We start from the raw sequence: 11,725 nt of genomic DNA, 5'->3' as shown, positions 1-11,725 counted from the left end.
TCGCCTGCCTGCTTGTGAGTTACTAATCCGCCCACATTGCTATTTAATCACGATCTGGTATTACCCATCAAAATTAATGGGACAGACCACTAGTACCATCTGGAATGACATTGAAATTGTTTGTAAAGCAATTTTATGAGCAGCGAGGGCATTTGTTCCCAATCGTCCGATCAAGAAAGTGACAACAGTGAACAGTCCGGCTTCGACCGCAATCAGACCCCCGATGGGTAATCCAACCTGAAAAATCTCACCAATGATCCGGCGATGTTCTAAAGGAAAAGCTTCGTGAGACAAAGGTTAAAAAATACCGTAAACTGCAAAACGAGGCTGATTACATATATAAACTGTCAAAGCAACAAACATACTCCAACTTTCATAATTTCAGTAGACCGAAAAGTTTTACAATACGCTCTAATATAATTATTACAGTTCTTGAAGTAGTTAAACTTACAAGCGAAGATGTGATGACTCAATATGACTATATTGTGATTGGTGCAGGTTCGGCAGGCTGCGTTGTCGCCAACCGGATGACAGAAGACGGTGAAACAACCGTGTTATTACTCGAAGCTGGCAACCCAGATATTAAACCAGAGATTCAAATCCCTTTGGAATCGCCCAACCTACCCGGCTCGGAGGTGGACTGGGGATATTTCTCTGAGCCAGAACCGTACCTGAATAACCGCAAAATCTTTTGTCCCCGTGGCAAAGTCTTGGGTGGTAGCAGTTCAATTAACTCTATGGTTTATATCCGCGGCAATCATCACGATTATGACCACTGGCAGGAATTGGGGAATTCTGGTTGGTCGTACCAAGATGTATTGCCCTATTTCAAGAAATCTGAGAACCAGCAACGCGGTGCCGACACATACCACGGAGTTGATGGTAAGTTGAGCGTCACCGATCTTCAAGCGCCTGCTACGGTATCTAAACGATTTGTAGAAGCAGCCGTGGCAATCGGATATAACCACAATCCTGATTTCAATGGGGTACAGCAAGAAGGTGCGGGACTTTATCAGTTAACAGTCAAGGATGGTAAACGTCACAGTGCTGCGGCAGCCTTTCTGGTGCCAATTCTCAAGCATCCCAATTTAACAACGATCACAGGAGCATTAGTGACTCGGTTGTTGTTTGAGGGAAATTGCACTGTTGGGGTGGAATATATGCAACATGGTCAGCTGCACCAAGCCAGGGTGAACAAAGAAGTGATTTTAAGTGCTGGTGCATTCGATTCGCCCAAGCTGCTGATGCTTTCCGGCATTGGCGATGCAGAACACCTGCAAGCAATGGGAATTCCTGTTGTCGTTGATTTGCCCGGTGTCGGTCAAAACCTCCAAGACCACTTTCTCCTTCCTGTGGCGCACCAAGTAATTCAAGAGTTTCATCCGGCAATGACCAGTAATTGTACCGCTGAAGCTGGACTGTTTTTGCATACCCACAGTAATCAGGATGCTGCGCCGGATTTACAGTTTTTCTTTGGTTCAATTCTGTGGGGAGTTCCTGCCTATGCCGATTATCGTATGGGATTCACGGTTATGGTCAGTCCGACTCATCCCCAAAACATTGGTAGTGTCAGTTTGCCCTCGCCTGACCCCAAAGACCCACCGATTATTCGGATGAACTATCTGCAAAGTCAATCCGATGTGCAAAAGCTAGTTGAAGGGATTAAAATAATGCGTAAATTGTTTCATACAAGTGCCTTTGATGAGTTTCGAGGTAAGGAAGTCGGTCCCGGTGCTGACGTGACTAGCGACGAGGCACTCGAAGCCTACATCCGCTCAGTTTGCATTTCAGGGTATCATCCTGTCGGCACCTGCAAAATGGGAACTGACCCAATGGCAGTTGTCGATCCTAAACTCCGGATCTGCGGTGTTACGGGATTGCGGGTTGTTGATGCATCGATCATGCCAACTCTGGTCGGGGGCAATACAAACGCGCCGACAATTATGATCGGCGAAAAAGGAGCCGATTTAATTAAAGCCGAAGATGGCGTTTAACAGCAAGTATACAAAATTGATAAACAATATCCCATCGTTGCGTTTTTTATAGCTAACGGACTGACAGCAGAAACTATACCAGTAAGAATAAACAGACAAAAACTAAAGATAACAGATCCCAAACCTCCAAATGCAATGGTTTGACTTCCCAACCAACCCATCATTACTGTATCCACAAAACCAGTTAGTTGCAGATTGAGCCAGTTGTGCAGCTGCCAAAGGTACGGCTAACATGAGACATTTTTTAACTTCAGAAAACATATACACTTGATAACCCGATGTGAAGAACAAAGGGTTTTTCCAAAATCTAAACCCATGTTCAGGAGATATTGCTCTTGGGAACTTGAATCAATCTATCTTAATGGAGTAAGAAGACTCCTGTCACAGTGGTTAGCACAGCGTTTTGCAGGAAAGATTTAACAGGAGATGAGTTGCAACCAGGTAACGACTAAATTTTTCGTATAGACCGTCATTAGTCATTAGTCATTAGTCCAGAAGTGTTTCTAAGGACAAAGTGCAAAGTCGAGCCAGTCGCTTGGGCGGGTTTCCCGACTTGGGCGTTAGCGAAGCGGTAGCGACGCAGGAGCGTCACTGGCGTTGAGCGGAGGTTTCCTCCGTTGGCGCAGCCCGCCGCAGGCATCAGACGGCAGTTCCTTTAAGCGGGGGAACCCCGCCAACGGACTGCCTCAACTTTGTAAAAGAGGACTTTTGACAAAGGACAACCCTCACTAGTTAATGTGCAATTTTCTTTGCGTAAAAGCTTACCAGCTTTGAGTGTCACAAATAATTTCAATGTTTTGGCAATCATCTTGAAGCTACGTTAAAGTGAGCAGTTGGAGTTAAGAATGGATTTATATGCGCTTACCAATTACAATTAGTGCTATTTTAATGGCATCTTTAGGTTTTAGTGCACCTGTAATATCTCAACCTCCTCTTGTACAGGTAGCCAAAACACCCGCGCCTAGTAGTTTAGCTTTACAACAATTTAAGATTAATTACCGATTATGGAGACGGCAAAAAATCTCTAACTATCGCTATGAATTCACTAGAAGTTGCAATTGTTTACCGAAAGCCACAGAACTAGTGATTATTGAAGTACGCAATCGAGTCACAAGTTCTATTACTTATAAAGCAACGAAACAGCCAGCTAACGCAGAATTGTTTCAACAATATAATACAATTCCTAAACTCTTTAATATCATCAGGGATGCGCTCATTCGTAAAGCAGCAAACTTGACTGTACAATACGATCCAATACTTGGTTATCCAACTCAAATTAACATTGATTATAATAGCCAGATTGCTGATGATGAAATATTTTTTACAATTAGTAATCTGCAAAAAATTAATTAACTATGGCTAGCGAGAGCATTATTTGCTACAGCACTGCTTAATTGATTCAGTTTATAAAGTATAATTTCCTAGCAAATTAAGGAGATAAGTTGATTGCAAATCCGCTCAGATGACTTGACAGGTAAAAGATTGCCGATCTTCTGCGCGAGCATATCGAAAATATGCACCTACTTACACCACTTGGAAGCGTTTATGCTCTTGATTTAGAAGCATTGCGTAGGCGTAGCCCGTCATAGACATCGCCTGATATTACTTTCTGGACAGCTTGGGAACGATTAAAATTACTTGGATGCGGGGCACTAAAAGAACTAGATTCAAGAAGTGGTGAAATCAAATCAATGCGTACCGCCAAGGCTCACCGACGTAGGGGTGTCGCCTCAAAGATTCTTGAACACATCATCAAAGAAGCCGAACGGCGTGCTTACCATCGCCTGTATTTGGAAACAGGAGCAATTCCAGAGTTTGCCCCAGCACGAGCCTTGTACGCACGGTATGGGTTCGAGTACCGAGGCCCTTTTGCTGACTACATTGATGACCCGAACAGCGTATTTATGACTTTAGCTTTGTTGTAAAGGTTTAGCATAGCGAATGCACTGTTGGGCTAAAGTATTTAAAGTCTTTCAATAATACCATCGCCACTCATCATTTTTGCGACTTCATCCATAATTTCTTTACTCCTATAGTCTGGCTTAGATGGATCTATTGGTTCTAACGGACGAAAAATAGCTAGCTGAGATTTTGGAGTCAGCATTTGTTGTAACTCACTTTCACGTATACCAATTTTTTCTTCAAACATCAGTTCACCACCATGTTCTAATTCATCATGAATCACATCGAGATGCCGTAAGCCTCTATAAGTAAAAGTTACGGTTTGATTTTTGGGATTAAGATATGTGTCATTACTTTCATAACCAAGTTCTTCGGCTTTCTCAAAAGCCTCTTCTGGTGAAGAAGCACGCACAAGAACAATATTTACATGAACAACATTGCGTGGATTTCCCTCAACCTTACACTCGATTACTAATTCAGCGATATACCATGCATCCTTTGGAATGTATGCCATTGCTTATAAAACCCAAAATTTCTACCAATAATACTATCACTGACTATTCAGTGGTCTTTGAAAGGATTTTTGAAACTCATCTCACAGGTTATGCTGGCTGAAAACCAACATCCGCTAAACAATTCAAAAATGACAATGAATCAATCTTGGCGCGATCTACGTGTCGGCGATCATATTTGTATTTTGCAATTACCACAAATAAAAATGCTTGAAAATACAAAGCAACTATACCAACGACTTATTGCCGAGCATGCTATTTTGAGAATTAGTGAAATTGATCGGTGGGGATATCCTGTCATTTACTATAGTTTTCAAAACGAGCAAGGAGGGGAAGAAGCTCATAGTCTGGCAATTGATGAGTATGATATCTGGGAAAAAGTCAATATTACATAGTCAGCTTTGAAAGCTTGTAGCGATATAATGCCAAGCTAGAAAATCTAGAGACTATTAAATCGAATCTATTCATTAATGGAGATTTACTGATAACTGTTAAGCGACGTACCCCTACATCTTGCAATATAACGTTGTACTGCATCTAAATAAGAATTACTAGATGTACTTTCAATTACATTTGCGTTACTCAAATTTGTGAATTATGAACTATATAATTACTCAACTTAAGTATTAAATAAAATTATTACCAATAGTTTAGGAAAAGCAAAGACGTGAATCGTTTCAAAAAGCTATCCTCAATTGTGTTCCTGTTATTAGCCTTCATTTATCCACCTACTTTGGTTGAAGCCAAAGATAATACTCTAAATAACGTTCTCAATGAACAGAGTATTGACGTACAGACAAAATTAGTAGGAGAGCAAAGTGAAGAGTTTTTGTTAGCTCACAGATGGACTCGACGACGTTATCATCGACGGCATCGGAGTAGAAAATATTATTATCAACGCCGATGGAATCGACGACATCATTATAGGCGACACTATCGCTCTATAGGTTATTACGGACCACGATATCGTCATGGAGAATGGGAACTTGTGCGCGATCGCCATGGACGATTAATGTATGATTGGCAACGTTACTAGTAAACTTTACACCCAATTTTTCTAGAGAATCTTGATGCGTAAATCCTAATCTAGTCAAATTAGCTGTACTGCTAGTACACCACGGCGTAAATAGAGCAACCATTTAAAATCCCTAAAGAGCTTATTCCATAATACTTTTGACTTCCGCCTTGCAGTACTACTGCATATATCTATCTTTAGGTATAGAAAAATTTTATTCTAATTTCATTTTTTTATGAAAGGCTATAAATAAGGTGAACGGTAAGATATTTCAGACATTTATATACCTTCATTGATCACAAGTGATTGCTAAAAATATGTTAGCCAGGGGCAAAATTCTCTGGTTGAGGCTTTCTCGTCAGTTGCTTCAACCCAGGCGGTTAGCTTTTGTAGAAGCTTGCCTGATTGGTCTAGTTTCTGGGGTAGCGGCAGTTCTATTAGGACAGACAGTAGATTCGGCAGGTGCATGGCGAGTGCATCTTTCTTACCATTGGTCTGCCTACTTGGTGCTACCAGGTATTGGACTAGCAGGGGGATTTTTAGCTGGTTGGCTAGTAGAGCGCTTCGCACCGGAAGCATCAGGTAGTGGGATGTCTGAAGTCAAAGCCGTATTGGCTCGCGTGCCGATGCCATTAAATCTACGGATTGCTTTGGTCAAGTTGATCAGCGCTACACTCGTGTTGGGTTCTGGAATGCCTTTAGGACGAGAAGGGCCGACTGTCCAAATTGGGGCAGCCTTGGCAAATCAACTTAGTAACTGGGCACCAACTTCACCAGAGCATCGTCGCCAACTGATCGCCGCCGGAGCCGGGGCTGGGTTAGCTGCGGCTTTTAATGCACCGATCGCAGGTGTGCTTTTTGTAGTGGAAGAATTACTCCAAGATGTATCAGATATAACTCTTGGTACTGCGATTTTGGCTTCTTTCATCGCTTCAGTCATTTCCCGGCTCTATGGTAGTCACAGCCTGGATCTGAATCATGCAAATTTAGGTCTTCCCGATACAACTTTTTTCGCTCAGGAAATTCCTTTCTACTTGATTTTAGGAGTGCTGGCGGGAGTTTTAGGCATTCTATTTAATAAAGGTATTCTTGAGAGTCTAGCAATTAACCGCCGCCTGCTACGCCTGAGTTTACCCTGGCGAATTGGAATCGCTGGGTTAGTTACTGGTGCAGTGATCGCTTTTTTACCTGCTACCTTTCGCGATCATGCTGGGCTGAGAGAAATTTTGCTTGTGGGTAGTGCTAATTGGTCATTTGCAGCGATCGCTCTTTTAGTTCAGTTTACCCTAATTATTTTTACTTACGGCTCTGGAGCGCCAGGGGGTTTACTAGTTCCCACTTTGGCCTTGGGAGCTGCTCTTGGTTACTTAGTGGGTGCTGTCGAACACAGTTTACTGGGAATGAGTGCTGCCACAGTCTATGCTCATGTTGGCATGGCTGCCTTTTTTAGCGCCGTCTCTAAAGTACCAATTACCGCAGTTGTCATTGTGTTTGAGATGACAACAGATTTCAATCTGGTGCTACCGCTCATGATTGCGTCTGTGGTTGCCTACTTAGTAGCGGAAAAAATCGATCAGCGATCGCTCTACGACCTTCTATTAGAATGGAAAGGAATTCACATCACCAAAGAGCCTGGCACAGAGGGACTTCTGGCACAACTGAGTGCCGTAGATGTGATGCAACGGCGCGTGGAAACTCTCTCTAGTCAAATGAGTACTGATGAAGCAGTACAGGCATTTTCCGATTCTCGCCATCGCAACTTTCCAGTTTTAGAAAAAGGTAAAGTTGTTGGTATTGTGACTCAGCAAGATTTAATTAATATTGCTTCGCAACACTCAGGTAAAGATACAACTGTTAGCGAGATTATGACACCAGAGCCAGCGACAGTAAATCCCACAGCAACACTGGCTCATGTACTGCATATACTCAATCGTTATCACCTCAGCTGCTTACCCGTTACAGAAAATCGCAAGCTCATAGGAATTATTACTCGTAGTGATATTATCCGTGTAGAAGCAGAGCGACTGAGTGGTAATAGCGAACAAATAGAACCCAAATCAGCACCTTCTTATGTGGTTTACCAAACTCGCGCTCCAGCTATAGGCAAAGGAAGGTTGTTAGTACCACTTTCACATCCGCAAACAGCCGAGACTTTACTAGACATGGCAGTTGCGATCGCCAAAGATCGCAATTACGAAATAGAATGCCTACAAGTGATTATCGTTGCGTCTGGCCGCATCCCATCGGAAACACCAGTGCAAATCAGCAAAAGTCTTCAACTTTTGCAACGGGCAATACTATTAGGAGAGAAGTGGCGGATTCCCGTTCATACCGAGATCCGAGTTGCCCATAATGTTACTGGGGCAATTTTAGAGACTGTCAAAGCACGACACATTGACTTGGTGCTGATGGGATGGAAAGGCACTACATCAACTCCTGGTAGAGTTTTTAGCCGAGTAGTGGATACGATAATTCGACAAGCTCCTTGTGATGTTATCTTGGCTAAATTAGATGATAAAAGATCCTTTGACCGTTGGTTGTTGCCAATGGCAGGCGGCCCTAACTCCAGACAAGCAATTAAGTTATTACCTGCTCTAGCTTCTTTAAGTACATCACCCCAAATCAAGCTATGTCAGGTTTTTCAGCCGACTAACTCGGTTCCTGACACAACATTACTAGATAAATCTGTTCGCTTTCTGCAACGCCGAGTTAGTGGTGAAGTGATGGCTACTACCGTTTGTGCCAATTCTGTTTCTGAAGCTGTTCTTAATTGTGCCAAACAAGACAACAGTGATGTGATTGTCTTGGGAGCTAGCCGTGAAAGTCTACTGCAACAAGCGATGCAAGGAAATATTGCCGAGAATATTTCTCGCAAGAGTAATTGTACAGTGATTATGGTTAAAACTTAATGTCGAATTACCCCCCTTAATCCCCCCTTGGAAAGGGGGGAAAAAAGAAATCTAGTTCCCTCCCCTTTCCAAGGGGAGGGTTAGGGTGGGGTAAAACCCTGGTTAATCAGCTATTTCAAACTTGTATATACACCGTACCCTTGGTAAGGGAAGCGTTTGCTTTACTCAAAAATAACAAATGCGTTCGCCAAATCAACAAATGCGTTCGCTAAATCAACAAATGCGTTCGCTAAATCAACAAATGCGTTCGCCGAATCAACAAATGCGATCGCCAAATCAACAAATGCGTTCGCCAAATCAACAAATGCGTTCGCCAAATTAACAAATGCGTTCGCTAAATCAACAAATGCGTTCGCCAAATTAACAAATGCGTTCGCCAAATTAACAAATGCGTTCGCTAAATTAACAAATGCGTTCGCTAAATCAACAAATGCGTTCGCTAAATCAACAAATGCGATCGCCAAATTAACAAATGTGTTCGCCATGATTGCAACAATTTAGCTTTGTCACGCGTCACGCTAACGAAACGCACCGCAAATCTTTAGTGGATGAAGTTTTTCCGACTTATAATCGCTCGATTTTGTAAACAATGCCAAAAATTGCTCGCAGGTATAATCTCACACAGAGAGCTAGAAACCAAATTTAGATATGTGCGATCGCCTAAATCCGCAATATCCCAAACAGCTAACTGACAAGTCAGCGCGATCGCCAAAAAGTCATGGTCTAGCATTTTTCTTTAATCAGTTAAGATCATCTATTATCAATCTTCTTTCCTTTTACCCTTCTCCTTGGAATTATGACGCAGGATGAGTTATTGGTACTGATAGATCGCGCCGTGGCTGAGGGTTGGCAAGAGTTAGACTTGTCGGGGCAGGAGTTGACTGAGTTACCTGTAGAAATTGGAAAGTTGAAGCAGCTTGAGTCTTTGATTTTGGGAAAGAAGGTTGAAGATTATGAATACGTAGGAAACCGCTATCTCGAAAAGGTTTCGGGCAATAATTTAAAAACGCTTCCACTCGAACTATTGGGTTTGCCTAATTTGCGTAAGTTGGATATTAGTGGCAATCCTTTAGAGAGCATTCCCGATGTGGTAACGCAAATACTACATTTAGAGGAACTTATCTTAATTCGAGTAGAGCTAACTGAAATACCTGATGCGCTCGCTAATTTAACCAATCTGAGGGAGCTTGACCTCAGTGGCAACCAAATTACCCAGATTGAGGCGCTCGCTAAATTAACCAATCTGACGCAGCTTGACCTGCATTTCAACCAAATTACCCAGATTGAGGCGATCACTAATTTAACCAATCTGACGCAGCTTGACCTGCATTTCAACCGAATTACCCAGATTCCAGAGGCGCTCGCTAAATTAACCAATCTGACGCAGCTTGACCTGCATTACAACCAAATTACCCAGATTCCAGAGGCGCTCGCTAAATTAACCAATCTGACGCAGCTTAACCTGCGTTACAACCAAATTACCCAGATTCCCGAGGCGATCGCTAAATTAACCAATCTCAGGGAGCTTTACTTCAGTAGCAAGCAAATTACCCAGATTCCCGAGGCGATCGCTAAATTAACCAATCTCAGAGAGCTTCACCTCAGTGCCAACAAAATTACCCAGATTCCTGAGGCGCTTGCTAAATTAACCAACCTGACGCAGCTTGACCTCGCTGGCAACCAAATTACCCAGATTCCAGAGGCGCTCGCTAAATTAACCAACCTGACGCAGCTTGACCTCATGGGCAATCGAATTACCCAGATTCCAGAGGCGCTCGCTAATTTAACCAATCTGATGTATTTTGACCTGCGTTACAACCAAATAACCCAGATTCCAGAGGCGTTCGCTAAATTAACCAATTTGACGCAGCTTGAGCTCAGTGACAACCAAATAACCCAGATTCCAAAGGCGTTTGCTAAATTAACCAATCTGACAGAGCTTGACCTCAGTAACAACCAAATAACCCGGATTCCAGAGGCGCTTGCTAAATTAACCAATTTGACGCGGCTTGACCTCAGTAACAACCAAATAACCCAGATTCCAGAGGCGATCAAAAGTTTGCCGAAATTGAAAAAACTAGATTTACGGGGAAATCCACTTCCTATTTAACCAGAGATTTTAGAATCTTTTTATGTGGCAATTTTTGATTGGATACTGCCTGGAATTTCAGGGATAGAGTTGTGTAAATGGTTACGCGATCGCCTAAGTTTTTCCGAGCTAATCCTCAGTTGGCATATCTTTTAGGACTTATGCATTAACCTGAATTTCCCGCCACTTTGAGTTTTTGCATACATGGAGATCGCACATTTATTTGTTAACAAATCCTAAAAGTGCTTTAATAGTTTTTCCACAGGATGATTAAGATATAGGTATTTGACCTGACAGGTGTCGATACTCATGGTGCAAGACCAGATTTTGCTGAATGATTGGCATGTAATAGCGCGATCGCAAGACCTCCAACCTGGAACAGTCCTGCACAAGCGCTTATTAGGCTCAAATATAGTGCTTTGGCATAATGGCGACAAAGTTTTAGCTTGGCAAGACCTTTGCCCTCATCGTGGTGCTCGTCTTTCTCTAGGATATGTTAATAAAGAAACTCTTGTTTGTCCTTACCACGGTTTAGCCTTTAATAGCGAGGGAAAATGTGTAGTAGTTCCGGCTAATCCCGAACAATCGCCCCCCACCCAAGCTTGTGTTAAAACTTACCAAGTTCAAGAGCGTTATGATCTGCTGTGGGTTTGTTTAGGGATACCAAAACAAGACATAGCTCCGTTTTCTGAGTGGTACGATCCGGTCTATCAAAAGATTTTCTGTGGCCCTTACTACTATCACTCTAGCCCTTTGCGGGCGCTAGAAAATTTCATTGATCCGGCACACTTCCCAATTCTGCATTCGGGATTATTTGCTCACGCTAGTCGTCCTGAGTTAACGCACTATGAATTAGAGTCTCTTCCAGATGGGATTAGTTTTAAATGTGGTTTGTGGGAACTAGATTTTAATTCCGGTAATCCTCACCAAGCACCACTGATTTTCAACACTTACGATTACCGCATTTTCCGTCCGCTAGTGGCATACTTTAAACTTGGGCCTGGAGATCATCGTTTAAATATCTTCTATACAATTACACCAGTCGATGAAGATGAGTGCGTGGCGCAATATTGGTTGATGTTAAACAGTGCCCGTAAAGTAAAAGGGGAAGTGTATCTAGATATTCAAAATCAAGTTGCTAGTCAAGATATCGCCATTGTCGAGTCCCAGCAACCCCGACGCTTACCTTTGGATTTGCAAGCTGAAGTACATTTAGCAAGCGATCGCTATTCTATAGCATACCGGAAGTGGCTCAAACAACAGGGTGTTACTTTCGGCACTATTTAGAACTTGGCGATAGTCCT

General features: G+C 42.6%; 13 protein-coding genes. 8 read left to right on the top strand and 5 right to left on the bottom strand.

The annotated features are described in order from the left end of the window. Nucleotides 1–60: 60 nt before the first annotated feature. Nucleotides 61–294 (bottom strand): hypothetical protein, encoded by a 234-nt coding sequence (locus V7K56_RS00390; RefSeq protein ID WP_334906504.1) that lies wholly within the window; start codon nucleotides 292–294, stop codon nucleotides 61–63. 170 nt (nucleotides 295–464) lie between these two features. Between V7K56_RS00390 and V7K56_RS00385 the strand changes: the two genes are divergently transcribed. Further along, complete coding sequence (locus V7K56_RS00385; protein WP_334906502.1) at nucleotides 465–1,994, top strand: GMC family oxidoreductase; 1,530 nt, start codon at nucleotides 465–467, stop codon at nucleotides 1,992–1,994. A gap of 472 nt (nucleotides 1,995–2,466) precedes the next feature. On the opposite strand, the gene V7K56_RS00380 is transcribed toward V7K56_RS00385, so the two are convergent. Further along, nucleotides 2,467–2,634 carry a hypothetical protein gene (locus V7K56_RS00380; protein ID WP_334906500.1) on the bottom strand — a complete coding sequence of 56 codons (168 nt, stop codon included), beginning with the start codon at nucleotides 2,632–2,634 and terminating at the stop codon, nucleotides 2,467–2,469. Between the two features lie 215 nt (nucleotides 2,635–2,849). On the opposite strand from V7K56_RS00380, the gene V7K56_RS00375 reads away from it, so the two are divergent. Beyond that, a complete protein-coding gene (locus V7K56_RS00375; RefSeq protein ID WP_334906498.1) occupies nucleotides 2,850–3,347 on the top strand; it encodes a DUF6174 domain-containing protein in 498 nt (165 codons plus the stop codon). A gap of 248 nt (nucleotides 3,348–3,595) precedes the next feature. Continuing rightward, nucleotides 3,596–3,919, top strand: a complete 324-nt coding sequence (locus tag V7K56_RS00370) for a GNAT family N-acetyltransferase (RefSeq protein WP_334906506.1) — start codon at nucleotides 3,596–3,598, stop codon at nucleotides 3,917–3,919. Nucleotides 3,920–3,957: 38 nt separating this feature from the next. Here V7K56_RS00370 and V7K56_RS00365 read toward each other — a convergent pair whose 3' ends face one another. Continuing rightward, nucleotides 3,958–4,410 (bottom strand): DUF4288 domain-containing protein, encoded by a 453-nt coding sequence (locus V7K56_RS00365; RefSeq protein ID WP_334906496.1) that lies wholly within the window; start codon nucleotides 4,408–4,410, stop codon nucleotides 3,958–3,960. Between the two features lie 69 nt (nucleotides 4,411–4,479). Between V7K56_RS00365 and V7K56_RS00360 the strand changes: the two genes are divergently transcribed. From V7K56_RS00360 to V7K56_RS00350, 3 genes are all read left to right on the top strand, one after another. Then, nucleotides 4,480–4,803, top strand: coding sequence for a hypothetical protein (locus tag V7K56_RS00360; protein ID WP_334906494.1), 324 nt, complete (start codon nucleotides 4,480–4,482; stop codon nucleotides 4,801–4,803). Nucleotides 4,804–5,075: 272 nt separating this feature from the next. After that, complete coding sequence (locus V7K56_RS00355) at nucleotides 5,076–5,444, top strand: hypothetical protein (RefSeq protein ID WP_334906492.1); 369 nt, start codon at nucleotides 5,076–5,078, stop codon at nucleotides 5,442–5,444. Between the two features lie 296 nt (nucleotides 5,445–5,740). Beyond that, entirely contained in the window at nucleotides 5,741–8,332 is a 2,592-nt protein-coding gene (locus tag V7K56_RS00350) for a chloride channel protein (protein WP_334906489.1), read from the top strand. 161 nt (nucleotides 8,333–8,493) lie between these two features. Here the strand turns inward: V7K56_RS00350 and V7K56_RS00345 are convergent, their stop codons facing one another. Together V7K56_RS00345 and V7K56_RS00340 are read right to left on the bottom strand one after the other, a co-directional pair. After that, nucleotides 8,494–8,817, bottom strand: a complete 324-nt coding sequence (locus V7K56_RS00345) for a hypothetical protein (protein ID WP_334906487.1) — start codon at nucleotides 8,815–8,817, stop codon at nucleotides 8,494–8,496. A 56-nt stretch (nucleotides 8,818–8,873) separates the two neighbouring features. Continuing rightward, on the bottom strand, nucleotides 8,874–9,062 hold the full coding sequence (locus tag V7K56_RS00340; RefSeq protein ID WP_334906485.1) for a hypothetical protein: 189 nt from the start codon (nucleotides 9,060–9,062) through the stop codon (nucleotides 8,874–8,876). 66 nt (nucleotides 9,063–9,128) lie between these two features. On the opposite strand from V7K56_RS00340, the gene V7K56_RS00335 reads away from it, so the two are divergent. Both V7K56_RS00335 and V7K56_RS00330 read left to right on the top strand, forming a co-directional pair. Continuing rightward, nucleotides 9,129–10,442: a leucine-rich repeat protein gene (locus tag V7K56_RS00335; RefSeq protein ID WP_334906483.1), complete on the top strand. Its 1,314-nt coding sequence runs from the start codon at nucleotides 9,129–9,131 to the stop codon at nucleotides 10,440–10,442. Between the two features lie 288 nt (nucleotides 10,443–10,730). Next, on the top strand, nucleotides 10,731–11,708 hold the full coding sequence (locus tag V7K56_RS00330) for an aromatic ring-hydroxylating dioxygenase subunit alpha (protein WP_334906481.1): 978 nt from the start codon (nucleotides 10,731–10,733) through the stop codon (nucleotides 11,706–11,708). The last annotated feature ends 17 nt before the right edge of the window (nucleotides 11,709–11,725 follow it).

The sequence above is a fragment of the Nostoc sp. genome, assembly GCF_036917535.1.
In the GTDB taxonomy this organism is placed as follows: domain Bacteria; phylum Cyanobacteriota; class Cyanobacteriia; order Cyanobacteriales; family Nostocaceae; genus Nostoc.
Note: the sequence above shows the minus strand (reverse complement) of the source record. Positions and strands in the feature narration are given on the sequence as shown.